General features: G+C 68.9%; 21 protein-coding genes and 1 tRNA gene. 11 read left to right on the forward strand and 11 right to left on the reverse strand.

What is annotated here, in order from left to right:
- Positions 1-317: 317 nt before the first annotated feature.
- The 4 genes from ACO06I_RS14985 to ACO06I_RS15000 all read right to left on the reverse strand — a co-directional run bounded on the left by ACO06I_RS14985 (position 318) and on the right by ACO06I_RS15000 (position 3,650).
- Entirely contained in the window at positions 318-986 is a 669-nt protein-coding gene (locus tag ACO06I_RS14985; RefSeq protein WP_421933364.1) for a hypothetical protein, read from the reverse strand.
- 432 nt (positions 987-1,418) lie between these two features.
- Positions 1,419-1,508: transfer RNA gene (locus ACO06I_RS14990), tRNA-Ser, on the reverse strand.
- Between the two features lie 97 nt (positions 1,509-1,605).
- Positions 1,606-2,103 (reverse strand): ribonuclease E activity regulator RraA, encoded by a 498-nt coding sequence (rraA, locus tag ACO06I_RS14995; protein WP_421933365.1) that lies wholly within the window; start codon positions 2,101-2,103, stop codon positions 1,606-1,608.
- Positions 2,100-3,650, reverse strand: coding sequence for a class I adenylate-forming enzyme family protein (locus tag ACO06I_RS15000; RefSeq protein WP_421933366.1), 1,551 nt, complete (start codon positions 3,648-3,650; stop codon positions 2,100-2,102). The genes rraA and ACO06I_RS15000 overlap by 4 nt, the downstream gene beginning before the upstream one ends.
- A gap of 205 nt (positions 3,651-3,855) precedes the next feature.
- On the opposite strand from ACO06I_RS15000, the gene ACO06I_RS15005 reads away from it, so the two are divergent.
- From ACO06I_RS15005 to ACO06I_RS15015, 3 genes are all read left to right on the forward strand, one after another.
- Complete coding sequence (locus tag ACO06I_RS15005; protein ID WP_421933367.1) at positions 3,856-5,337, forward strand: AMP-binding protein; 1,482 nt, start codon at positions 3,856-3,858, stop codon at positions 5,335-5,337.
- Between the two features lie 245 nt (positions 5,338-5,582).
- Positions 5,583-6,767 (forward strand): thiolase domain-containing protein, encoded by a 1,185-nt coding sequence (locus ACO06I_RS15010; RefSeq protein WP_421933368.1) that lies wholly within the window; start codon positions 5,583-5,585, stop codon positions 6,765-6,767.
- Position 6,768: 1 nt separating this feature from the next.
- Complete coding sequence (locus tag ACO06I_RS15015) at positions 6,769-7,182, forward strand: Zn-ribbon domain-containing OB-fold protein (protein ID WP_421933369.1); 414 nt, start codon at positions 6,769-6,771, stop codon at positions 7,180-7,182.
- A gap of 175 nt (positions 7,183-7,357) precedes the next feature.
- On the opposite strand, the gene ACO06I_RS15020 is transcribed toward ACO06I_RS15015, so the two are convergent.
- Complete coding sequence (locus tag ACO06I_RS15020) at positions 7,358-8,575, reverse strand: CaiB/BaiF CoA transferase family protein (RefSeq protein ID WP_421933370.1); 1,218 nt, start codon at positions 8,573-8,575, stop codon at positions 7,358-7,360.
- Positions 8,576-8,747: 172 nt separating this feature from the next.
- On the opposite strand from ACO06I_RS15020, the gene ACO06I_RS15025 reads away from it, so the two are divergent.
- From ACO06I_RS15025 to ACO06I_RS15040, 4 genes are read left to right on the forward strand one after another with little or no spacing between them, the layout of a single operon-like run.
- Positions 8,748-9,914 carry an acyl-CoA dehydrogenase family protein gene (locus ACO06I_RS15025; RefSeq protein ID WP_421933371.1) on the forward strand — a complete coding sequence of 389 codons (1,167 nt, stop codon included), beginning with the start codon at positions 8,748-8,750 and terminating at the stop codon, positions 9,912-9,914.
- Positions 9,911-10,690 (forward strand): enoyl-CoA hydratase/isomerase family protein, encoded by a 780-nt coding sequence (locus tag ACO06I_RS15030; RefSeq protein ID WP_421933372.1) that lies wholly within the window; start codon positions 9,911-9,913, stop codon positions 10,688-10,690. Before ACO06I_RS15025 ends, ACO06I_RS15030 begins: the two co-directional genes overlap by 4 nt.
- 5 nt (positions 10,691-10,695) lie before the next feature.
- The gene (locus ACO06I_RS15035) at positions 10,696-11,379 is read left to right on the forward strand and encodes a GNAT family N-acetyltransferase (RefSeq protein ID WP_421933373.1); all 684 of its coding nucleotides are present in this window, start codon (positions 10,696-10,698) and stop codon (positions 11,377-11,379) included.
- A 39-nt stretch (positions 11,380-11,418) separates the two neighbouring features.
- The gene (locus ACO06I_RS15040) at positions 11,419-11,778 is read left to right on the forward strand and encodes a hypothetical protein (RefSeq protein WP_421933374.1); all 360 of its coding nucleotides are present in this window, start codon (positions 11,419-11,421) and stop codon (positions 11,776-11,778) included.
- Positions 11,779-11,867: 89 nt separating this feature from the next.
- On the opposite strand, the gene eda is transcribed toward ACO06I_RS15040, so the two are convergent.
- Genes eda through pgl form a run of 4 tightly spaced genes read right to left on the reverse strand, consistent with a single transcriptional unit; the run spans position 11,868 to position 15,962 of the window.
- Positions 11,868-12,488: a bifunctional 4-hydroxy-2-oxoglutarate aldolase/2-dehydro-3-deoxy-phosphogluconate aldolase gene (gene eda / locus ACO06I_RS15045; protein WP_421933375.1), complete on the reverse strand. Its 621-nt coding sequence runs from the start codon at positions 12,486-12,488 to the stop codon at positions 11,868-11,870.
- Positions 12,485-13,459 (reverse strand): glucokinase, encoded by a 975-nt coding sequence (gene glk, locus ACO06I_RS15050; protein ID WP_421933376.1) that lies wholly within the window; start codon positions 13,457-13,459, stop codon positions 12,485-12,487. Before glk ends, eda begins: the two co-directional genes overlap by 4 nt.
- Positions 13,456-15,270: a phosphogluconate dehydratase gene (edd, locus tag ACO06I_RS15055; protein ID WP_421933377.1), complete on the reverse strand. Its 1,815-nt coding sequence runs from the start codon at positions 15,268-15,270 to the stop codon at positions 13,456-13,458. Before edd ends, glk begins: the two co-directional genes overlap by 4 nt.
- A gap of 17 nt (positions 15,271-15,287) precedes the next feature.
- Positions 15,288-15,962, reverse strand: a complete 675-nt coding sequence (gene pgl, locus ACO06I_RS15060; RefSeq protein WP_421933378.1) for a 6-phosphogluconolactonase — start codon at positions 15,960-15,962, stop codon at positions 15,288-15,290.
- Between the two features lie 146 nt (positions 15,963-16,108).
- On the opposite strand from pgl, the gene ACO06I_RS15065 reads away from it, so the two are divergent.
- The gene (locus ACO06I_RS15065) at positions 16,109-17,173 is read left to right on the forward strand and encodes a glycosyltransferase family 4 protein (protein ID WP_421933379.1); all 1,065 of its coding nucleotides are present in this window, start codon (positions 16,109-16,111) and stop codon (positions 17,171-17,173) included.
- 11 nt (positions 17,174-17,184) lie between these two features.
- Positions 17,185-19,335: a glycogen debranching N-terminal domain-containing protein gene (locus ACO06I_RS15070; RefSeq protein WP_421933380.1), complete on the forward strand. Its 2,151-nt coding sequence runs from the start codon at positions 17,185-17,187 to the stop codon at positions 19,333-19,335.
- 33 nt (positions 19,336-19,368) lie between these two features.
- Here ACO06I_RS15070 and pyk read toward each other — a convergent pair whose 3' ends face one another.
- Positions 19,369-20,790, reverse strand: a complete 1,422-nt coding sequence (gene pyk / locus ACO06I_RS15075; protein WP_421933381.1) for a pyruvate kinase — start codon at positions 20,788-20,790, stop codon at positions 19,369-19,371.
- Positions 20,791-20,915: 125 nt separating this feature from the next.
- On the opposite strand from pyk, the gene ACO06I_RS15080 reads away from it, so the two are divergent.
- Together ACO06I_RS15080 and ACO06I_RS15085 are read left to right on the forward strand one after the other, a co-directional pair.
- Entirely contained in the window at positions 20,916-22,703 is a 1,788-nt protein-coding gene (locus ACO06I_RS15080) for a glycoside hydrolase family 15 protein (protein ID WP_421933382.1), read from the forward strand.
- A 60-nt stretch (positions 22,704-22,763) separates the two neighbouring features.
- Positions 22,764-22,991 carry a DUF5961 family protein gene (locus tag ACO06I_RS15085; RefSeq protein WP_421933383.1) on the forward strand — a complete coding sequence of 76 codons (228 nt, stop codon included), beginning with the start codon at positions 22,764-22,766 and terminating at the stop codon, positions 22,989-22,991.
- On the opposite strand, the gene zwf is transcribed toward ACO06I_RS15085, so the two are convergent.
- A complete protein-coding gene (gene zwf / locus ACO06I_RS15090; protein ID WP_421933384.1) occupies positions 22,988-24,451 on the reverse strand; it encodes a glucose-6-phosphate dehydrogenase in 1,464 nt (487 codons plus the stop codon). The genes ACO06I_RS15085 and zwf overlap by 4 nt on opposite strands.
- Positions 24,452-24,503: the final 52 nt, after the last annotated feature.

The raw sequence follows: 24,503 nt of genomic DNA on the forward strand, positions 1-24,503 counted from the left end.
TCCCAAAAGCCCCGAGGCGGCGCGGCGGCTAGCTGATACTGACCTGCCGCCGGTCGTCCCTCCCAAGAAGCCGGCGAATAGTCGTCAAACTTGTCCTCTTGCTGCTGCGCAGGCGCCCTTGAGGACTGACCACCTTTGGGTCGACGGTTGTCGCTTGCGTACCTGGCGCCTAACATCATCAGCGACATCGTTCGTGGACGCCAAAGTGGTGCTGTCAGTCTTGACGCGCTAACCGCAGATCAGCTGCCGCCATCCTCGGAGCGCCAAGGCTCAGCCTTCGCGGCAGACCGATAGCCGAGCACAGGCCGATGACGGAGCTAGGGATACTCCGCTCGAAGCTTCTGCCACTCCTCAAGAACGAAGGCGTACTTCTGGAGGAAGAACGTCTCCTCGTTGCCGATCAAAGGCGTGTCCAAAACCGAAAACGAACGGCCCTCAAGGACGTCTAGAAGCCGTAGATCCTTGAGCGCGTACCCTTTGATGCACTGGGACATCGCCCACAGGCCCAACCGTGCCGCTTCGTCTGAGAGAGCCGGATCCTCGCAGAAGTAGGGGTACAGGATGCGGTGGCCATCCTCCCCGACCGTGAATGACAGCGTGTTTTCCACCTTCACGGTTCCTAGCCCGAGAGCGTCGTAGCGAGCCTTCACGCTGGTATTGATAACGCTGAAGGGCACGTTCCTAAGCCGCCGTTTTTCCTCCCACCAGAGCAGGAAGCCGTCGCACAGCAACGGATACAGGCGCTCCCGCGTCTTGTTGCCCGCCGCCCGTTGGGAGGTGACGGTGCGCAAATCCAACTCGCCGGCTACGTGGCGCTTCGCGTCCGCCCAGAAGGGTCCGTAAAAATCCCCGCCCTTCTCGGTGCTCGAGCCGCTGGCCTTCTTGATCCCGCTCCGAATGTCCGTTCGCAAAAGCGTCGTACGCTGAGCGTCGCTCGCGTACATCGCGTTTAGAAGCTTACCCAAGCCGATCAGATGAAAGGACATTGTTGCCTCGCCGGAAACGAGAATTGAGCTGAGTTCTCACCTTCTGAAATCCTGCCGGTGAGTCTGCAATTTGAGTCAATTCTCGGTGTCGCCAGTGGTGGCGAACAAACTGTCGCATCAGTTCAACTAATGCACCACGTGGGATGCAAAATGACTGGGTGAGGTTTGATGTTTTCGGCTGTTCATCTGCGCGGTTTTGTCGACCTCGCCGGTAGCCAAGCCAGATACTAATAGCTCTCTGGTGCGCGGCTTTTGAGAGAAGCGCACTGGCCCAAATGTGGGCAGAGAATGGCTCTGTGTAGCCCTCTCTCTTTGGCCGAAAAACGCGGCAGGATCGCGCCTTAAATGGCGCTATCGCGCCAGCTAAGGCGCGGAACGTTCAAAACAACTGAATTCAGGAGATAATTGAATAGAAACAAGCACTTAAGTGCTTGGCGGAGAGGGTGGGATTCGAACCCACGGTACCGGTAAAGGTACGCCGCATTTCGAGTGCGGTGCTTTCGACCACTCAGCCACCTCTCCGGAGCCGTCTGGAGGCTCCCCAAGGGGGGCCCGCCGAGCGAGGGCGGAACCTACTCATACGGCTCCGGCGGCGCAAGCCCGTCCGGCGCCGGAGTTTTCAGTCCTCGGCGGCCAGGACCACCACCCCGTCGGGATCGGCGTGCAGCACGTCGCCCGGCAGGAAGACCACGCCGCCGAACGCCACGGGGGTGTCCACCACGCCGTCGCCACGCTTGACGCTGCGGATCGGAACCGAGCCCAGGGCCTTGATGCCGATATCCAGGGTCGCCAGGATCGGCGTGTCGCGGACCGCGCCATAGACGACGATCCCGGCCCAGCCGTTCTTCACCCCGTCGGCGGCCAGCATGTCGCCCACCAGGGCCTTGGCCAGCGACCCGCCGCCATCCACCACCAGGACACAACCCTCGCCGGGTTCGGCGAGCGTCGCCTTGACCAGGGAGTTGTCCTCCCGGCAGCGGACGGTGCGGATGGGGCCGGAGAAGGCCTTGCGGCCGCCATAGTCGCGGAACTGGACGAGGCAGACCTCGACCTCGTCCTCGTGCTCGTCGCAGAGGTCGGCGACGCTCTTGGCGGGCTTCTGGGCGGGATTGTTCATGCGGTCAGCGCCACGCCTTTGTAGTCGTCCCGAAGTTCGCGCTTGAGCACCTTGCCGATGTGGCTGCGGGGCAGGCTGTCCACCAGGATGAGGTCGGCCAGGCGCTGGGTCTTGCCCAGCTTGGCGTTGGTCCAGGCCCTGAGGTCCTCGGCCGTGACCTTGGCGTTCTTCTTCAGGGCCACGAAGGCCACCGGGGTCTCGCCCCACTTGTCCGAGGCCACGCCGACCACCGCGGCCTCCAGCACCTCGGGGTGCTGGATGATCTCGGCCTCGAGGTCGGAGGGATAGATGTTGAAGCCGCCGGAGATGATCATGTCCTTCTTGCGGTCCATGAGGGTCAGGAAGCCGTCGGCGTCGAACACGCCCACATCGCCGGTGCGGATGTAGCGGAGGCCCTCGGGGCTGTACCACTCGGCCTCCGAGGTCTTGCCCGGCTGGTTGTGATAGCCGACCATCATGGCGCCCGAGCGGCCGACGACTTCGCCGATCTTGCCCTGGGGCACCTCCTTGAGGTCCTCGTCGATCAGCCGGATGTCGTGGCCCGGCAGGGGCCGGCCGACAGTGTGCAGCTTGTCGGGAAACTCATGGGCCAGCAGGCCGCAGGAGCCGCCGCCCTCGGTCATGCCGTAATACTCGATCAGGCCGCCGGGCCAGCGCTTGAGCACGTCGGCCTTCAGGGCCGCGGCGAAGGGGGCGCTGGTGGAGAACTTCATCACGTAGCTGGAGAGGTCGTAGGAGTCGAAGTCCGGTCGCTCCATCAGGCGGCGGTACTGCACCGGCACCAGCATGGCGTGGGTGGCGCGGTGCTTCTCCGACAGCTTCAGGAACTGCTCGGCGTCGAACTTGGGCATCAGCACCGCCGTGCCGCCGTTGGAGATGGTGGGCAGGTAGGAAACCAGCGTGGTGTTCGAATAGAGCGGGGTGGAGATCATGGTCACCGCGCTCTCGGGATAGACCCCCCGGCGGATCTGGCCCCAGCGCATGGCGTGGGGTTGGACGATGCCCTTGGGGGTGCCGGTGGTGCCCGAGGAATAGATGATGTTGAAGCCCTGCTGCGGGGTCACGCTCACCGGCTGGGGCTTGGAGCCCTCCGGGGCCAACCAGTCCAGCAGCGGGATTCCGGCGTCGGAGCCGTCGAGGGCCACCCGCTGGGCGGTGATCTGACCCGCGACGCCCGCGAGCGCGTCGGAGACGCCCTTGTCCAGGAAGAAGACCTTGGCGCCGCAGTCCTTGAGCATGCCGATGAGGCTCTCGGGCGTCGAGGAGGGCGCGAGCGGCGCGACGACGCCGCCGGCCCGCAGGATGCCGAAGAAGGTCGCGCCGTACTCCACCGAGGAGGTGGCGCAGATGGCCGCGACGTCGGCGTTCTCCACGCCCTCCCGCTGCAGGGCTGCGGCCATGCGGTCCATGAAGGCGTCGAGCTGGCGGTAGGTCAGGCTGGAACGGGCGTCCACCAGGGCGGGCTTGTCCGGGCGCTCCTTGGCCTGCTCGCCGATCACCTCGGCCAGGGTCCCGAAGTCCTGGGTCAGCATCTGTTCGACGGACATCGCATCACTCCCTACCAAATGTTCAAATTTTATCGCGTCGTCTTAGCCGCAAGGCGCGGCGCCCGACAACCGAATATGCCGCTTGCCGACCCCGTCTTCCGCGAGGGAAACTGGCGGCCAACCCCGCAGCATAGGCGGGGGCATGGACGCCTTTCAGCACCGCCCGAACCTGCAATCGGGCATCCATTTGGGACGAGACGATATTATGGCCGACGAGATGATTTCCCTCGGCGCGAAGCTGAGAGCCTTCGCCCAATCGCAGCCCGACGCCCCGGCGGTCAGTTGCGGCGACACCACCCTTTCCTATGGCGAGTTCCACCGGCTCACCAACCGGGCCGCCCGCGGCCTGCTGGCCTATGGGGTCAAGCACGGCGACCTGGTGACGCTCGGCCTGCCCAACTCCACCGACTTCGCCGTGGCCTGCTGGGCCATGTGGAAGATCGGCGCGACGCCGCAGCCGGTGGCCTTCCGCCTGCCCCAGGCCGAGCTGGAGGCCATCATGGAGCTGGCCAAGACTCCGGTGGTGATCGCCGAGTTCGAGGCCAGGATCGACCGGCCGCTGCTGAAGGTCTCCGACCTGCTGGCCAAGAGCGACGACGACAGCGACCTGCCCGACGCCACCGCGCCTGTCTCCAAGGCGCCGACGTCCGGAGGCTCAACCGGCCGCCCCAAGCTGATCCTGGCTGGCCAGCCCGGCGTGACCACCCGGGAGACGCCCGCCGTCGGCGGCTGGCAACTGACCTCGCAGTCCGTCGCCGTCCTGCCGGCGCCGCTCTATCACAACGCCGGCTTCGGCATGATGATGAGCGTGCTGAACCTGGGGGCGCACCTGATCGTCCTGCCGCGCTTCGATCCGGAAGGCACGCTGGCCGAGATCGAGAAGCGCAAGGCCACCTGGATCTACATGGTGCCGACCATGATGAACCGCATCTGGCATCTGCCCGAGGAGGTCCGCACCAAGTACGACCTCTCCTCGCTGAAGACCCTCTGGCACCTGGCGGCGCCCTGTCCGCCCTGGCTGAAGGAGGCCTTCATCCACTGGCTGGGCGGCGAGGTGATCCAGGAGCTCTACGCCGGCACCGAGGCCCAGGCGTCGACCGTGATCTCCGGGACCGAATGGCTGGAGCACCGCGGGTCCGTCGGCAAGGTCCGGATGGGCGAGATGGTCGCCTTCGACGATAATGGTGAGAAGCTGCCGCCCCGCGAGATCGGCGAGATCTACATGCGCCGGCCCGAGGGCATGCCCCCCAGCTACAAGTACCTGGGCGCCACGGCCAAGGTGCTGCCGGGCGGCTGGGAGAGCCTGGGGGACATCGGCTGGTTCGACGAGGACGGCTATCTCTACCTGGCCGACCGGCGCACCGACATGATCCTGGTGGGGGGCTCCAACGTCTATCCCGCCGAGATCGAGGCGGCGCTGGAGGAGCATGACAGCGTGCAGTCGGTCGCGGTGATCGGCATCCCCGATGACGACCTGGGCAACAAGATCCACGCCATTGTCCAGACCAAGGGCGCGGGAGACGAGGCAGCGCTTCGCGAGTACCTGAAGACCAAACTCGTCACCTACAAGCAGCCGCGCACCTACGAGTTCGTGGACGAGCCCCTGCGCGACGACGCCGGCAAGGTGCGCCGCACGGCGCTGCGCGACGCCCGCATCGCCAAGCTGAAGGAGGGCCAGCCGGCCTAGCGTCTTCCCCTCTCCCGCTTGCGGGAGAGGGTAGGGTGAGGGCTCTTTCTGAAGCGCCCTTGTCACTCCGGGCGCAGCAAGACCTCCGCTGCGCGGAGGCCCCCTCACCCATCCTCTCCCCCCAAGGGGGAGAGGCGGAGTCCGCACTTCCGCGCCTGCGGCGCTGCATGCGGGATGACACCCAGGATGGAGCGGGCTAAGCCAACCGCCATTCATTTGAAGACGAATTTCGAGGAAGGGGACCGATGAGTATTAAGGGCAAGGCCTACATCATGGGGGCCTATGAGCACCCCACTCGGGATGCTCCCGACAAATCCACGCCGCAGCTGCACGCCGAATGCGCCAAGGGCGCCCTCGCCGACGCGGGCCTGACCAAGGACGACATCGACGGCTACTTCTGCGCCGGCGACGCCCCCGGGTTCGGCGGCATGTCCATGGTCGACTACATGGGCCTGAAGAACGTCCGCCACATGGACTCCACCGAGACCGGCGGTTCGTCCTACCTGCTGCACGTCGGCCACGCGGCCCAGGCGATCGCGGCGGGCAAGTGCACCGTGGCGCTCATCACCCTGGCCGGCCGTCCGCGCCAGAACAAGTTCTTCCCCGGCGGGGGCGGCCGACCGGGCCAACTCACCGACGGACCGCCGGAGGCCGGCTTCGAGAACATCTACGGCGGCTCGACCCACAACACCTACGGCATGTGCGCCATGCGCCACATGTACGAGTACGGCACCACCAGCGAGCAGCTGGCCTGGATCAAGGTGGCCGCCAGCCATCACGCCCAGTGGAACGAGCACGCCTTCCTGAAGGACGTGGTCACCGTTGAGCAGGTGGTGAACTCCCGCATGATCTCCGATCCGCTGCACCTGCTGGACTGCTGCGTCGTCACCGATGGCGGCGGCGCCCTGATCGTCACCAGCCCGGAAGTCGCCAAGAGCCTGAAGCGGCCCCTGGTGAAGGTGATCGGCGCCGGCGAATCCCCCAAGGGACCGCGCGGCGGCAAGGACCTGGACCTCACCCACTCCGGCGCCCTGTGGTCCGGCCCTATCGCCTTCGAGGAGGCCGGGGTCACCCCGCAGGACATGAAGTACGCCTCGATCTACGACAGCTTCACCATCACGGTGCTGATGCAGCTCGAGGATCTGGGCTTCTGCAAGAAGGGCGAGGGCGGCAAGTTCGTCTCCGACGGCAACCTGATCTCCGGCGTCGGCAAGCTGCCCTTCAACACCGACGGCGGCGGGCTGTGCAACAACCACCCCACCAACCGCGGCGGCATCACCAAGGTGATCGAGGCCGTGCGCCAGCTGCGCGGCGAGGCCCACCCCAAGGTCCAGGTTCCCAACTGCGACCTGGCGCTGGCCCACGGCACGGGCGGATCACTGGGCACCCGCCACGGTGCGGGCACCGTCATCATGGAACGGGAGGCTTAGGATGAGCGACGTTCAAGACAAGCCGGCCGAGGGCCGCAAGATCCCGGCTCCGGCCGTGACCATCGAGTCCAAGCCCTTCTGGGACGCGGCCGAACAGGGCAAGTTCCTGATCAAGCGCTGCAACGCCTGCAAGGAGCCGCACTGGTATCCGCGCGCGCTGTGCCCCTTCTGCTTCTCCGACGACACCGTCTGGGAAGAGAGCCCGGGCGAAGGGGTGATCTACACCTACTCCACCATGCACCGCTCGCCGACCGGCCCCTACGCCATCGGCTACGTCACCCTCAACGAGGGTCCGGCGGTGCTGACCAACTTCGTGGACTGCGACCTCTCCAAGCTGGCCATCGGCCAGAAGGTGAAGGTGAAGTTCCAGGCCACCGAGGGCGGCCCGCCCGTCCCGGTGTTCTCGCCGGTCTAGGCCTAGCGATGCTCCCCCACTGGGGGAGCTGTCAGCGAAGCTGACTGAGGGGGACTTTGACTCTTGTTTGGGGTCGAAGGGATGTCGACGACGTCGATCCCCCTCCGTCAGCCGGCTACGCCGCCTGCCACCTCCCCCACATCAGCGCTCCGCGCCTGGGGGAGGATCTGGCGCCCTACTCCGCCTTCAGCCCCATCTCGGCCGTCACCTGGGCGGTGTCCTCGCCCAGCCTTGGCGCGTGGCGGCGGATATTGGAGGGGGAACCGGTGAACTTCACCGGCGGCTTCATGGCGTTGTAGGGCCCGGCGTGGGGGTGGTCGTAGCGCTCGAAGAAGCCGACAGCCTTCAGGTGCGGGTCGTCGGGCAAATCATCCAGCCGCGCGGTTTTCACGATGGGGATCGACAGCGGCTTGAGCAGGTCCAGCCACTCCTGGGTGGTCTTGGTCTGGGTCACCTCCCCCACCAGGCCGTAGAGCTCGCCGATGTGCTTGGCCCGCGTGGCGTAGTCGGAGAAGCGCGGGTCCTTGCCGAAGGTCTCGCCCATGCCGGCGGCGGCGAAGAACTGGTCCCACTGCTTGTCGGTATAGGGCAGCAGGCCGATATAGCCGTCCTTGGTCTGGTAGGGCTTGCGGTTGGGATTGGCCACCCGCTGGTAGGCCCACTGGCCCGTCGGCGGCTCGAAGGTGTGGTCGTAGAGGTGCTCCACCAGGTTGAAGCTGGTGACGCACTCCAGCATCGGCACCTCGATGAACTGGCCCTGGCCGGTGCGTTCCTTGTGCAGCAGACCGGCGGTGATGGCCTGACACATGAACAGCCCCGAGACCTTGTCGGCCACCAGGGTCGGCAGGATGCGCGGGGTGGGGTTGCCGTCGGTGCGCGGCAGCAGGTCGGCCAGGCCCGAGGCCGACTGGATCAGATCGTCATAGGCCGGCTCCCCGGCATAGGGGCCGTCCGAGCCATAGCCGGCGGCATGGACATAGACCACGTCCGGCCGCAGGGCCTTCACGTCCTCATAGGCCAGGCCCAGGCGCTTGAGCCCCTCGTAGCGGACCGAGGTGGCGAACACGTCGCAGCTCGCAATCAACGCCTCCAGCAGGGGGCGCGAGGCCGGGTCCTTCATGTCCATCAGCACCGAGCGCTTGTTGCGGTTGATGGTCAGGAAGATGGGGCCGAGATCCCGCGGGCAGCCCTCGGGCACGTGGCCCGCCCAGCGCATGATGTCGCCGCCGTCGCCGCGGCCGGAGCCCGGATCCTCGAGTTTGATGACCTCGGCGCCCTGGTCGCCGAGCATCTGGGTCGCGTATGCGCCGAACACCACGCTGGTGAGGTCCAGGATGCGCACCCCGGCGAGCGGCCCGGTGGCCTTGGTCTCCAACTTCATGGTGTCGGTCACGTTCGTCCCTCCCGGTCGCCTCTTGGTCCTGGAAGATCATTGAAGCCGGGGTCGGCGCAAGGGGTCACGCCGGGGCGCCGCTCTGAGGAATTTTCAGCGGGCGCTTGCCGTCCGGAGCGGCAACCCCGTTAATTCCAGCCAAGGCCGAAACAACAGGCGTCGAGGGCGGACCATGGATTTCGAACTTTCCGAAGAGCACCGGATGCTCAAGGACCTGGTGCAGAAGTTCGTCCGCGACGAACTCATGCCGCTGGAGAGCACGGTCCTGGCCCGCGAGGCCGCGGGCAAGGGCGTGGGCCTCACCACCGAGGAGCGCGAGAAGATCGACGTGGTCTCCAAACGCCTGGGCCTCTGGGGCCTGGACGCGCCGGAGGACGTGGGGGGCTCGGACCTGCCGCAGGTCGCCCTGGTGGCGGTCAACGAGGCCCTGGGCTCGACGGTCACCCCCTACACCCTGCCGCCGGACTCGCCCAACCTGCGCATGCTGATGGCCACGGTGACCGAGCGCCAGCGGGAGGCCTATCTCGCCCCCTATGTGCGCGGCGAGACCATCAGCGCCATCGGCATCTCCGAGCCCGGCGCCGGCGCCGACCCAGCCGGCATGATCACCAAGGCCGTGCGCGACGGCGACGACTGGATCATCGACGGAAGAAAGATCTGGACGAGCCGGGCGGCCGAGGCCGACTTCACCATCGTCATGGCGGTGACCGACAGGGAGAAGGGCGCCCGGGGCGGGATGAGCGCCTTCCTGGTGGACGGGGACAATCCGGGCTTCAAGGTGCTGCGCAAGATTCCGATGATCGGCGGGGCCATGACCTATGAGGTGATCCTGGAGAATTGCCGGGTGCCGGGCTGGAAGCTGCTGGGGACCGAGGGCCAGGGCTTCGCGCCCATGCAGGTGCGGCTGGGGACGCGGCGGATGGAGATGGCCGCCTGGTGCATCGGCCTGGCCCAGCGGGCCCTGGACATGATGTGCGAGTACGCCCCCCAGCGGGTGACCTTCGGCCAACCCCTGTCGGACCGCCAGGCGGTGCAGTGGTGGGCGGCCGACGCGGCCATCAAGATCCACGCCGCCCGGCTGATGACCTATGACTGCGCCGCCAAGCTCGACCAGGGCCGCGACGTGCGTAACGAGATCTCGATGATCAAGGTCTTCGCCACCGAGATGGCCTGGGAGGTCATCGACAACGCCATGCAGTGCTTCGGCGCCATGGGCATGACCAAGGAAATGCCCTTGCAGCTGATGGCCTCGCTGGTACGCAACATGCGGATCTATGACGGGCCCTCGGAAGTCCACCGGATGGTGGTGGCCCGCAACCTGATGGGAACGAGACGATGAGCACCACCTACGACCACCTGAAGGTCACCCACGACGGCCACGTGGCGACGGTGGAGATCGACCGCCCGCCCTTCAACCACGTCTCCGTGGAGCTGATGGCCGACCTGGCCGAGGCCCTGGAGCGGATCGACGGCGACGGGGTGACCCGGGCCGTGGTGCTGTGCTCGGCGGGCAAGGCCTTCTGCGCCGGGGCCGACCTGGTGGCCAGCGACGGCATCGCCGGCAGCGGCATGGGGGGCATCGGCAGCCTCTATGATCAGGCCGTGCGGCTCTACGCCATCGAGACCCCGATCGTGGTGGCGGTGCAGGGCGCGGCCGTCGGGGCCGGCCTGGGCCTGGCCCTGGTGGGCGATTTCCGGGTCGCCGCGCCCGAGGCGCGGTTCACCGCCAACTTCGTCAAGCTGGGCTTCCATCCGGGCTTTGGCCTGACCCACACCCTGCCCCGGCTGATCGGCGAGCACCGGGCCAACCTGATGTTCCTGACCGGGCGGCGGGTGAAGGCCGAGGATGCGCTCGCCTGGGGCCTGGTGGACGAGGTCGCGCCGCTGGCCGACCTGCGGGCCGCCGCCAGCCGCCTGGCCCTGGAGATCGCCGAGAACGCGCCCCTGGCGGTCATCGCCACCCGCAAGACCCTGCGCGGCGACCTGGCCGCGGCCGTTCGCGCCCAGACGATCCACGAGCATGGCCAGCAGACCATCCTGCGAGCCACCGAGGACTATGCCGAGGGCGTGAAGGCGGTGTCGGAACGGCGGGTCGGTAACTTCAAGGGACGCTAGGGGGAATGGACCACCCGCTGGACCGGCCGGTCTGGAGCACGCTGAGCACACGCCAGCGGGATCTGGCCCTGGGCGATGGCCGGGCCCTGCGGTTCGACCCCCGCTACAACGTCTTCGGCGCGGCCGCCGACGGATCGCCGGAAAACCTGGCCGCCCTGGCCGACCTGATCCCGGCGGACGGGACCCTGTGGGTGGTGGAGGCCGAGCCCTTCGCGCCGCCGCCCGGCGTCACGGTGGTGAAGGCGGCGGTCTGCGCCCAGATGATTGCGGAACGGCCCAAGCCCGGCGATCCGGCCTTCGCCTTCGCCTTCGAGGACCTGACCGAGGCTGACGCCCCGCAGATGCTGGCGCTCGCCACCCTCACCGAGCCGGGCCCCTTCTTCGAGGCCACCCATCGCCTGGGCGCCTTCGTGGGCGTCAAGCAGGACGGGAGGCTGATCGCCATGGCCGGCGAGCGGATGCGGCCCGAGGGCTTCACCGAGGTGAGCGGCGTCTGCACCCATCCCGACCATCGCGGCCGCGGCCATGCCGGGCGCCTGATGCAGGTGGTGGCCGGGCGCATCGCGGCCCGCGGCGAGACGCCGTTCCTGCATTCCTACGCCAGCAACCTGGGCGCGATCCGGCTCTATGAGTCCCTGGGGTTCGTGATCCGCCGCGAAGTGACGGCGACTGTGCTGGCGCGCGCCTAGACGACTTGCCAAATCAACGGACGGGCTTAGATCGAGAGGATGAAAGGTCGTCCGCCCACCCCGAAATCTCCCCAGGAGAAGAAGCAGATCAGCTACGCCAGCGATCGGCGCAACAGCTATGGCGAGAACGACAAGGCCTCGCGAAAGCTCATCCCTCTGCGCAAGGCGCAGGCGGCCCGGAGCGTGAGGCGCAAGGTCAACCAGGCCGTCGCCGCCATCCCTGAGCTCGATGAAGCCTCAGCCGCCGTCGTCGAAAGCTCGGCTCGGCATGACGTCGACCGGGTCGGCGGATGGACCAAGTCGCCCGACAAGGCGCTGGGTGAGTATCTGGATCAGCAAAAGGGCCGGCGGGAGTTCCGATCTGGCCGCAAGTCGGACCAGACGCCTGACAAGGCCTAGCGCCGAAATAGAAGCCCCGAGCCTCACGGACGACCGGTGTCTATGGGCAGGGTCTTCCCCCACGCGGACACCGGGACGACAGGTCTGGGCTAGGCGCTCTTGCCCAGCTGCGAGGCCGCCCGGGCCAGCTCGGTGATCTTGCCCCAGTCGCCCGCCCGCACCGCGTCCGCGGGCGCGACCCACGATCCGCCGACGCAGATGACGTTAGGCTGGGCCAGATAGTCCGGCGCGTTCTCCAGGGTCACCCCGCCCGTCGGGCAGAAGGTGGCCTGGGGGAAGGGGCTGGCGAAGGCCTTCAGGGCGCCGACGCCGCCGACGATGTTGGCGGGGAACAGCTTGAAATGGCTGTAGCCGGCCCGCAGGCCCCACATCAGCTCCGTCGCCGTGGCGATCCCCGGCAGCAGGGGGACGGGCCCGTCGAAGCCCTCGCCTTCGATCAGGCCGGGGCTGACCCCGAACCTGGCGCCTGCGTCGGCCACCGACTGGCGGGCCGAGGCGGTGGTGATGGTGCCGGCGCCGACCACCGCGCCCTCGACCTCGCCGGCGATGCGGCGGATGGATTCCAGGGCGACCGGCGTGCGCAGGGTGACCTCCAGCGCATAGAGCCCGCCAGCCACCAGGGCCTTGGCGAGCGGCACGGCGTGGGCCTCATCCTCGATGATCAGGACCGGGACGACCGGCGCGAGCTTGAGGATCTCCTGCAGGGTCAAAGCCGGTTTCCTTCCAACTGTTTCAGCGCCCGGGCCGCCCCTACCAGAGCCGCGTAGGGATGGACGATCAGGGAGGTGGGGATATCGCGCGTATAGTCGGAAAGCCGCCCCTTGTCTTCGAACCGCCTGCGGAACTCCCCGCCGTTCAGACGATCGACCATGCGCGGGGCGATCCCGCCGGAGACATAGACCCCGGCGCGGGCGCCGAAGGTGAGCGCCAGGTCCCCGGCCACGGACCCCAGGATGCCGCAGAAGCGGTCGAGGGCCTCCGAGCAGAGGGGGTCGCCCGCCTGGCCGGCGGCGAACACGGCCTTCTCGTCGGCCAGGGCGGTCTCGACGCCGCGGATCTCGCCCAGGGCCTTGTAGAGTTCGAACATGCCGCGACCGGACAGCACCCGCTCGATGGAGACCCGGCCATGGCGCCTGCGCAGCCAGGCCAGGACCTCGGCCTCCAGCTCGTCATAGGGGGCGAAGGCCCCGTGGCCACCCTCCGTGGCGATGGGGACGTCGCCGCGGTCGGAGCGGGCCAGACCCGCCACCCCGAAGCCGGTGCCCGCACCCAGCACGACGAGGGGCGCCCCCTCCGTCCCCTTCAGCACCGGCCCCAGGGGCTTGAGGTCATCGGTGTCCAGGGCCGGGGCGGCCAGGGCCTGGGCGGCGAAGTCGTTGAGCAGCTGGGCGCCCTCGAAGGCGAAGGCGCCCACCAGCTCACCCTCGGAGATCCGCCAGGCCAGGTTGGTGAACTCGATCTCCCCGTCCACCACCGGGCCGGCCACCGCCAGGACGGCGCGCGGCGGACAGCGGCGGCCGACGGTGGTCTCCAGATACTGGGCGATCACCTCGCCCAGGGCGCCGAAGTCGGCGGCGGCGTAGGTCTTGGGGTGACGGATATGGCCGGCGTCGTCCACCAGGGCCAGGCGCGCGTTCGTGCCCCCGACGTCGCCCACCAGGCCGGTATAGTTGGTCTTCACGCGGCGTCCCCGAACAAGGTGCAGGCCCCGGCCTCGGCGGGTCCGGCGGCGCGGCGCATGGCGCCGAAGAGTTCACGGCCATAGCCGAAGGCGGCGGCGGGCCTGGGCGCCTCGGGCCGCGCCGCCAGCTCGTCGGCGGGGACCAGGATCTCCAGCACCCCGGCATGTGCGTCGACACGGATGAGGTCGCCGGTCCGCACGTAGGCGAGCGGCCCGCCCATGGCGGCCTCCGGCGAGACGTGGATGGCGGCGGGCACCTTGCCCGAGGCGCCGGACATCCGGCCGTCGGTGACCAGGGCCACCTTGTACCCCTTGTCCAGGAGCACCCCCAGCACGGGCGTCAGGCTGTGGAGCTCGGGCATGCCGTTGGACCGCGGCCCCTGGAAGCGGACCACGGCGATGAAATCGCGGTTCAGCTCGCCGTTCTTGTGGGCCTCCAGCAGGTCGTCCTGGTCCTCGAACACGATGGCCGGGGCCTCGACGATCAGGTGCTCGTCCTTCACCGCCGAGGTCTTGATGACCGCGCGACCCAGACCGCCGGACAGCAGGCGGATGCCGCCCTCGGGCTGGAAGGGATCGTTGGCCGGCCGCAGGATGTCGGGATTGAGGGAGGCGGTGGGCCCTTCGCGCCAGACCAGCTTGCCGTCCTCCAGGAAGGGCTCCTGCTGGTAGCGGCGCAGGCCGGGGCCGGCGATGGTGGTGACGTCCTCGTGGGCCAGGCCCGCGTCCAGCAGCTCGCGCACCACATAGGCCATGCCCCCGGCGGCGTGGAAGGCGTTCACGTCCTCGCTGCCGTTCGGATAGACCCGCGCCAGCAGGGGCGTGACCTTGGAGAGCTCGTCGAAGTCGCTCCAGTCGACGATGACGCCCGCGGCGCGCGCCATGGCCACGATGTGCAGGGTGTGGTTGGTCGAGCCGCCGGTGGCCAGCAGGCCCGCGATGGCGTTGACGATCGACTTCTCGTCCACCACCGCCGACATCGGCGCATAGGCGTTGGTCCCGTCGGCGATCTCGATGGCGCGGCGGGGCGCCGCCGCGGTCAGGGCGTCGCGCAGGGGGGTGTTGGGAGTGACGAAGGCCGCGCCGGGCAGGTGCAGGCCCATCATCTCCATCATCATCTGGTTGGAGTTGGCGGTGCCGTAGAAGGTGCAGGTCCCCGGGCCGTGATAGGACCTCATCTCCATGTCCAGCAGCTCGTCGCGGGTGGCCTTGCCCTCGGCGTAGAGGCCGCGCACCCGGGCCTTCTCGGCGTTGGAGGCGCCCGACGTCATGGGACCGCCGGGGACGAAGATCACCGGCAGGTGGCCGAAGGCGAGCGCCCCGATGGTCAGGCCCGGCACGATCTTGTCGCAGATCCCCAGCATCAGGGCCGCGTCGAAGGCGTCGTGGGTCAGGGCCACGGCGGTGGACATGGCGATCACGTCGCGGCTGAACAGGGAGAGCTCCATGCCGGGGCGCCCCTGGGTGACGCCGTCGCACATGGCCGGCACCCCGCCGGCGAACTGGGCGGTGGCGCCCACCGCCTCGGCGGCGGCCTTGATGATGTCGGGGAAGCGCTCCAGCGGCTGGTGGGCCGAGAGCATGTCGTTATAGGCCGAGACGATGGCCACGTTGGGGGCGTTGGGATTGCGCATCCGCTGCTTGTCGCCGTCGGGGGAGGCGGCGAAGGCGTGGGCCCAGTTGGCGCAGGACAGCTTGGCGCGGCCGGGCCCGGCGTGGCGGGCGGCCTCCATGCGCGCCAGATAGTCGGCGCGGCTTTCGCGGCTGCGCGCCACGATGCGCGCGGTGACGGCGGCGGTGACCGGATGCATGGACGTGCTCCTAGGACTCACGGCGTCCAGAGGACGCGAACGGGCGCTTTAGCCTGTTTGAGGAAGGCGTGCACCGGCAGTCCTGAGCCCGCCTCGACGATCTGGCGTTTCACCGCGCCGCGGATCAGCACCAGGGTGGCGCGGGCCTGCAGCAGGGCGCGCAGGGTGAGGCTGACGCGGGCGATCGGCGGCGAGCCGACACCCGCCGGAACCCCGATCACGAAGCGGTCGCCGGTCAGATCGAGACCGGCCGCCATCACCGGACTGCCGGGGATCAGGGAGGCGATATGGCCGTCCTCCCCCATGCCGAGGAACAGCATGTCGAAGGGGGCCAGCGCCCGCAGATGGGGTTCGGCGAGGTCGGCGGCGGCGTCCGGGGTCGGGACGCTGGCATGGAGGGGCAGGAAGGTGGCCGCCGCGGCGGCGCCCCGCAGCAGGCGCTCACGGACCAGGCGCTCATTGGAGTCGGGCGAGGTGGCGGGGACGAACCGGTCGTCGGAGAGGCTCACCGTCACCCGCCCCCAATCGAGGCCGGCCACGCTCAGGGCGTCATAGACCGGCGCCGGCGAGCGGCCGCCGGTGCCGATCAGGCTGGCGTGACCGCGCGCCGCGAGGCCTGCGCTCAGGGCGCCCACGGTGGCGGCGCACGCGGCGGCCGCCAGGGCCGTCTCGTCGGGGAAGGACTCGATCATACCCGCCCATAACGCGGCGCGAGGCGGACGGATCGCAAAAACAGCGTTCGGATGCGGAACTTTCCCGCGAGCTCGGGAGCTATGCCTTTGCAGGCGCGGCCCCCTCCGGCGTCTGCGGAGACTCGCCCCCAGTTCAGGATTTCGCCATGAGAATCGCCCAGGTTCCGCCTCTGTATGAAGCCGTTCCCCCGCGGTTCTATGGCGGGACCGAGCGGGTGGTCTCTCACCTGACCGACGCCCTGGTGGAGCTGGGCCACGACGTCACCCTGTTCGCCAGCGCCGATGCGCGGACCAAGGCCAAGGTGGTCGTCGTGCGCGACCAGGCCATCCGCCTGGACCCGGCCCAGCTGAAATCCGACCTGGCCGCCCACATGTCGATGCTGTCGGAGGTTCGCCGCCGCGCGGCCGAATTCGACGTCATCCACTTCCACACCGACATGATCCATTTCCCCTTCTTCGAGGACATGGCCGAGAAGACCATCACCACCCTGCACGGCCGGCTCGACCTCAAGGACCTGGACGGGGTCTATCGGCGCTGGCCGCAATATCCCCTGGTCTCCATCAGCGACGACCAGCGCAGGCCGCTCGCCTTCGCCAACTGGGCCGGCACGGTCCATCACGGCATGACCACCGACATCTACGACTTCCACCCCGCCTCGGAGGGCTACCTCGCCTTCCTGGGCCGGATCTCGCCGGAGAAGCGCCCCGACCGCGCCATCGCCATCGCCAAGCGCCTGGGCCTGAAGCTGAAGATCGCCGCCAAGGTGGACGCCGCCGACCAGCGCTATTTCCAGGAGAAGATCGAACCCCTGATCCTGGGGGAGCCGCTGATCGAGTTCATCGGCGAGATCGGCGACGAGGCGAAATCCGCCTTCCTGGGCGGGGCGCGGGCCCTGCTGTTCCCCATCGACTGGCCCGAGCCCTTCGGCCTGGTGATGATCGAGGCCATGGCCTGCGGCACGCCCGTGGTGGCCTATGCCTGCGGCTCGGTGCCCGAGGTGATCGAGGACGGCGTGACCGGCTATATCGTGCGCACCGACGACGAGGCGGTGGACGCCGTCCGCCGGCTGGGCGACCTGGATCGCCGCAAGGTTCGTCAGCAGTTCGAACTGAAGTACTCGGCCACCGCCATGGCCCGGCGTTATCTTGACCTCTACGCCCGGCTGGGCGCACCGCTCAGCCAGGACTTCGCCTTCGCCGCCACCGCCTGAGGCACCAAGACATGGACGATCTCGCGCCGGCCCCGGACGCGCCGGTGGAGTTGGGCGAGTCGGTCGAGCCGCGCACCCCGCACCGGCTGCACGCCCTGAAGGACAAGGACACCTTCGTGGTGGCCGACTCCTATGGCGACATCCTGGGGTCCGGCGACGGCCTGTTCCACAACGACACCCGCATCCTGTCGCGGTTCCGCGTGCTGCTGGGGGGCAAGCCGCCGTCCCTGCTGTCGGCGGCCATCGCCCAGGACAATGTGTTCTTCACCTTCAACGGCGCCAACCAGGCCCTGCCCTATCCCGGCGGCCCGGTAGGCCCGCCGGGGGTGCTGCACATCGAGCGCAAGCGCTTCCTGTGGGAGGAGCGACTCTATGAGCGGATCTCCTGCACCAACTACAGCCGCGACGTGGTGCTGCTGCCCCTGGTGATCGAGTTCGGGGCCGATTTCCACGACATGTTCGAGGTGCGCGGCATGAAGCGCGCCCGGCGCGGCCAGATGCTGCCGCCGCAGATCGACGGCCGCCGGGTGCGGTTCGGCTATGTCGGGCTCGACCAGGTGGAGCGGGCCAGCATCATCGCCTTCTCCGACCCGCCCGGCCGGCTGAGCGCCCAGCGGGCGGAGTTCATGTACTCCCTGGCCCCCGAGGGAAAGCTGGAGCTCTATCTGGAGATCGGCGCCACCGACGGCCACATCCCCAGCCGGGAGCGGTTCCGGGACGGGGCGGCCCGCGCCCGCTGGGACATGCGCGCCCGGCGCCGGCACGGGGCGCGGCTGAAGAGTTCCGGGCGGCTGTTCAACGAATGGCTGGAGAAATCCCGGGCGGACCTGGCCCTGCTCACCACCCGCATGGAGACCGGCCCCTATCCCTATGCCGGCATCCCCTGGTTCTCCACGGCCTTCGGCCGCGACGCCATCATCACCGCCTGGCAGATCCTGTGGTTCGAACCCTCCCTCGCCAAGGGCGTGCTGACCTATCTGGCGGCCCACCAGGCCGAGGAGGTCTCGGCCTTCCGCGACTCCGCGCCCGGCAAGATCATGCACGAGACCCGCAAGGGCGAGATGCCGGCCCTCGGCGAGGTGCCCTTCGGCCGCTATTACGGCGGGGTCGACACTACCCCGCTGTTCGTCGCCCTGGCCGGCGCCTATGCCGAACGTACCGGCGACATGGCCCTGATCGACGACCTGTGGCCGGCGCTGATGGCCGCCACGGCCTGGATGGAGCACTTCGGCGACACCAATGGCGACGGCCTGATCGACTATGCCCGGGGCCAGGAGAGCGGCCTGGCCAACCAGGGCTGGAAGGACAGCCAGGACAGCGTCTTCCACGCCGACGGACGCTTCCCCGACGGGCCGATCGCCCTGGTGGAGGTTCAAGGCTACGCCTTCTCCGCCTACCGGGCCATGGCCCGCTTCGCCCGCCTGCGCGGCGACGACGACAGCCACGACCGCTGGGGCGCCCGGGCCGAGCACATCCGCGAAACGGTGGAGGCCCGGTTCTGGATGGAGGACCAGCAGTTCTACGGCATCGCCATCGACGGCGACGGTGAGCTGTGCCGCACACGGACCACCAATCCGGGCCACCTGCTGTTCTGCGGCCTGCCCTCGCCGGAGCGGGCGCAGAAGGTGACCGAGCAGCTGCTCTCGGCGCGGTTCGAGTCCGGATGGGGGCTGAGGACCCTGGCCACCGGCGAGGCCCGGTTCAACCCGATGAGCTATCACAACGGGTCGGTCTGGCCGCACGACACGGCGGTCTGCGCCATGGGCCTGTCGCGCTATGGCGAGCGCGACGGGGTGGTGAACCTGACCTCGGGCCTGTTCGAGACCGCCGCCAGCTTCGAGATGCGGCTGCCCGAACTGTTCTGCGGCTTCCCGCGCAACGCCGGCGAGCCGCCGGTGAACTATCCGGTCGCCTGCCTGCCCCAGGCCTGGGCGGCGGGCTCGGTGTTCATGATGCTGCAGGCCTGCCTGGGGATTTGCGTGAACGGCGCCGACGGCGAGATCGAGATCGTCGATCCGCGCCTGCCCATCGGCATCGACCGGCTGTCCGTCGATGGCCTGAGGCTGGGGGAGGCCCGGGTCAACCTGCTGTTCGAGCGGTCCTCGGGCAAGGTCACGGTCCACGCCCACAGCCGCTCGGGCGTGCCGGTCAAGATCCGCTAGAGCCGATTTCGTTCAAGATTGAACGATATGCGCCTAACGCTTCATCGGCGTGTGGGCCAGGCGCAGGATATTGGCCGCTCCGGGCGAGCCCATGGGCAGGCCGGCCAGGATCAGGACCCGGTGGCCGGGGGGCGCCAGACCCAGGTCGGTGACCATGTTGACCGCCACCCTCACCAGGTCCTCCGGATCGGTGACCTCGTCGATCACCCGGGCCTCCACGCCCCAGGCCAGGGCCAGGCGCCGGGCCGCGGCCAGGCGGGTGGTCAGGGCCAGGATCGGCTGCAGGGGTCGCTCCCGAGACAGGCGCAGGGCGGTCTGGCCGGTGGTGGTGAAGGCCACCAGGCAGCCGGTGGACGCCGCCTCCCCGGCCCGGCGGGCCGCGGCCACCAGGGCGTCGGCGTCGGCGTCCTCCACGGGATACTCGGCCCGCATCAGCTCGGGCCAGCGGGGGTCCTGCTCCACCCGGGTGAGGATGCGGTCCATGATGGTCACCGCCTCCACCGGATAGTCGCCCGCCGCGGTCTCCGCCGAGAGCATGACCGCGTCGGCGCCCTCATAGACCGCGCCGGCCACGTCGGAAGCCTCGGCGCGGGTGGGGCTGGGGGACTTGATCATGCTCTCCAGCATCTGGGTGGCGACGATCACCGGGATGCCGCGGGTGCGGGCCGCGCGGATCAGGGCCTTCTGCACCACCGGCACGTCCTCCGGGTTCAGCTCCACCCCCAGGTCGCCGCGGGCCACCATCACCGCCTCGCAGAGGTCCAGGATCTCGTCCAGCGCCTCCAGGGCCGCGGGCTTCTCGATCTTGGCCAGGACCCCGGCGCGGCCCTGCACGATCTGGCGCAGCTCGGCCATGTCCGAGGCCCGCTGGACGAAGGAGAGCGCCACCCAGTCGACCCCTTCGGACAGGGCGAAGTTGAGGTCCTCCAGGTCCTTGGCGGTGAGCGCCGGGATCGGGATGGCCAGGCCCGGCAGGTTGAGCCCCTTGTGATTGGAGAGCGCCTCGCCGGAGACCACCACGGTGTCGGCGAAATCGGCGCCGCACTTCTCCACCCGCAGCCGCACCTTGCCGTCGTCCAGCAGGATGTCGGCGCCGGGCTTCAGGGCCGCGAAGATCTCGGGGTGGGGCACGCAGACTCTGGAGGCGTCGCCGTCGACGGCCTTGCGGTCGAGGCGGAAGTTCTGGCCGGTCTTCAGCCGCACCCGGCCGTCGGCGAACTCCCCCAGCCGCAGCTTGGGGCCCTGCAGGTCGGCCAGCACCGCCAGCGGCCGGCCCACCAGCGCCTCGACGGCCCGGACATTGGCGATGGTGCGGGCGTGGTCCCGGTGGCCGCCATGGCTGAAATTGACCCGGAAGACATCGGCGCCGGCTTCGGCCAGGGCGCGGATCTGGGCGGGCTCGCGGCTGGCGGGACCGAGGGTCGCCACAATGCGGGCGTGTCGGGCGCGGATCATCGGGCCTCCCTGCCAAATCGCGTTGCGCTCATGAGATCGATGACTATCAAAAGACGTTCCTGTGGTCAGGGCGCATCTGCGGCGGGCGCCGCGAACCGATCACCACCCTCGAGGATTCGGCCCATATGACCCAGACTCTCGACCTCTTTCCTATCGGCAATTGCGCCGCCAGCGCCCTGATCGACCGTCGCGGCCGGTTTGTCTGGGCCTGCGCGCCCCGGGTCGACGGCGATCCGGCCTTCTGCGCCCTGCTGTCGGGGGAGAAGTCGGAGGACCAGGGGTTCTGGGCCATCGAGGTGGAGGACATGGCCAGCGTGCGGCAGAGCTATCTGCGCAACACCCCGATCCTGGTGACCGAGATCACCGACAAGTCCGGGGCGGTGGTGGAGATCATCGACTTCTGTCCCCGCTACCGGCAGTTCGGCCGCACCTACCGGCCCATGGCCTTCATCCGCCGGGTGCGGCCCGTCAGCGGCGTCCCGCGCATCCGCATCCGGATGCGGCCGATGGTCAACTGGGGCGAGGCGCCGGCGGCGGTGACCACCGGCTCCAACCATCTGCGCTATGTCGGCGGCGAGATGACCCTGAGACTGACCACCGAGGCGCCGGTCTCCCACATCCAGGACGAACGGCTGTTCCGGCTGGAGGAAGCCTTCTCGATGTTCCTGGGCCCCGACGAGGGCTTCGACGCCGACGTGGCGGCCACCACCGAGCGGATGCTGAGCGAGACCACCCACTATTGGCGCACCTGGGTTCGCACCCTGACCGTGCCGCTGGAGTGGCAGGAGGCGGTGATCCGCGCGGCCATCACCCTGAAGCTCTGCGCCCACGAGGAGACCGGGGCCATCGTCGCGGCGCTCACCACGTCGATCCCCGAGCACGAGGGCTCCCAGCGTAACTGGGACTACCGCTACTGCTGGCTGCGGGACGCCTATTACGTGGTCCAGGCCCTGAACCGGCTGGGCGCCGCCGACCTGCTGGAGAACTATCTGGTCTATCTGCGCAATGTCATCGACAGCGCCAGGGGCGGCCACGTCCAGCCCCTCTACGGGGTGGGGCTGGAGCCCTCCCTGGTGGAGCGGTTCGCCGAGCACCTGCCGGGCTATCGCGGCATGGGGCCGGTGCGGGTCGGCAACCAGGCCCACGAACACCTGCAGCACGACGTCTACGGCCAGATCGTGCTCTCCACCGTCCAGGCCTTCTTCGACCAGCGGCTGTTCCGCCCCGCCACGGTGGAGGACTTCCGCGCCCTGGAGCCGGTGGGAGAGCGCGCCTTCGAACTGCACGACAAGCCCGACGCCTCGCTATGGGAGTTCCGCGGCCGCGAGAACGTCCACACCTATTCGGCGGTCATGTGCTGGGCCGCCTGCGACCGGCTGGGCAATGCGGCCAAGCAACTGGGCCTGATGGAGCGGGCCGACTTCTGGAACAACCGCGCGGCCAAGGTGCGGCAGACCATCGAGACGGGCGCCTGGAACGAGAAGCTCGGCCGCTTCGCCGCCACCTTCGGCGGCGACGAGCTGGACGCCTCCCTGCTGCAGCTTGTGGACGTGCGGTTCGTGGCGCCCGAGGACCCCCGCATGGCCGCCACCATCAAGGCGGTGGAGGAGGGGCTGCGGCGCGGCCCCTACATGCTGCGCTACGCCGTGCCCGACGACTTCGGCGAGCCCAAGACCGCCTTCAACATCTGCACCTTCTGGCTGATCGAGGTGCTGCACATGTCGGGCCGCGCCCAGGAGGCGCGCGACCTGTTCGAGGAGATGCTGGGCCGGCGGACGGCCGCGGGACTCCTGTCGGAGGACATCACCCTCGACGGGGCGGAGCTCTGGGGCAACTATCCCCAGACCTACTCCCTGGTGGGCCTGATCAACTGCGCCAACATGCTGAGCAAGCCCTGGACCAGCGTCCGGTGACCGGCGCGCCGGTGAATCCTTTCGCCGGCGTCGGCGTTTAGGTCATCTCAGGAGCCGCCCATGCCCGACCGTCACTTCTCCGCCCGCGCCGCCACCGAGGGTCGCCAGCACGCCTTCGACGTGACCGGCCCCGACTTCGAGACCGCCGCCTTCGAGTTCGTCGATCGCTGGCATCCCGCCCCGGACGAGGACGGCGAGGTCGAGGTGATGGTCACCGACACCGAGACCGGCGAACGTCACTGCTTCCGCATCGACCTGGGGTCGGGGGAAGCGGAGGCCTGCGGCTAGTCGTACCAGGCCCGCTCGGAGCGCTCGATGAGGGCGAAGGCGCCCGAGGGGCCCCAGCTGCCCGCCGCATAGGGCCGGGGCGCCATGCCGCTGTCGGCCCAGGCGGCCTCGATGCCGTCGATCCAGGTCCAGGCCTGCTCCACCTCGTCGCGGCGCACGAACAGGGTGCCGGCGCCGTGCATGACGTCCAGCAGCAGCCGCTCATAGGCGATGCGCCGCCGGGCGTTGGGGCCGGAATAGGCGCGCAGCAGGGACAGGGATAGCGGCAGGGACTGCAGGCGCATGCCGCCGTGGGTCAGGCCCGGCGCCTGGTTCATCAGGGTCAGCTCGATGTCCTCGTCCGGCTGCAGGTCGATCACCAGCCGATTGGCCACCAGGTCGGCCTTGGCCCCGTCGCCGAAGATGGAGTGGGGCACGGGCTTGAACTGGATGGCGATCTGGGTGCGCCGCTCGGGCAGGCGCTTGCCGGTGCGCAGGAAGAAGGGCACGCCCGCCCAGCGCCAGTTGTCGATATCGGCGCGCAGGGCGACGAAGGTCTCGGTGTTGCTGGCCTGGCCGCGCTCGGTCTCGTAGCCCGCCGCCGAGGCGCCCCCCACCACGCCGGGGGTGTACTGGCCCCGCACGCTGATCGACTGCACGTCGGCCCGGGTGATCGGACGCAGCGAGCGCAGCACCTTGACCTTTTCGTTGCGCAGGGACTCCGGCGCCATGTCCGAGGGCGGCTCCATGGCCACCAGGCAGAGCAGCTGGAGCATGTGGTTCTGCACCATGTCCCGCAGGGCGCCGTACTCGTCGTAATAGGGCCAGCGGTCCCCCACCCCGTCGGTTTCGGCCACCGTGATCTGCACGTGGTCGATGGTCAGGTTGTTCCACAGCGGCTCGAACAGGGTGTTGGCGAAGCGCAGGGCGATGAGGTTCTGCACCGTCTCCTTGCCGAGATAGTGGTCGATGCGGAAGACGCTCTCCTCGGGGAAGACCGCGCCGACGGCGTCGTTGATCACCTTGGAGCTTTCCAGATCCCGGCCGATGGGCTTTTCCAGCACGATCCGCGCCGAGGGCCCGCCCAGGCCCGCGGCCCCCAGCGCGCCGCAGACCCGGCCATAGAGGCTGGGCGACAGGGCCAGGTAGAAGATCGGGGTCTTGGCCGGCCCCATGGCGGCCTTCAGGGCCTCGGTTCCCGCCGGCTGGGTGGCGTCGCCGCCCACATAGTCCAGGCGCTGGGCGAAGCGGCTCCAGACCTTGTCGTCGACGCCGCCGGCGCGGGACTTCACCGTCTCGCGCACCTGGTCGGCGAAGGCCTCGCGGGTCATCTCGGCCCGGGCGGTGGCGATGATCCGGAACTCGGCGGGCAGGAAGCCGTCGGCGTCCAGGAAATACAGCGAGGGGAACAGCATCCGCTGGGCCAGGTCGCCCGTGCCGCCGAACAGGACGATCACGTCGGCCAGGGGGGATTTCGCCATCGCGTCACCTTTCGCGGAGCCGGGGGGTTCAAACCGCGCATAGCGGCGTTCG

Origin of the sequence: Phenylobacterium sp., assembly GCF_965229015.1 — a bacterium.
Taxonomy (GTDB): Bacteria; Pseudomonadota; Alphaproteobacteria; order Caulobacterales; family Caulobacteraceae; genus Phenylobacterium.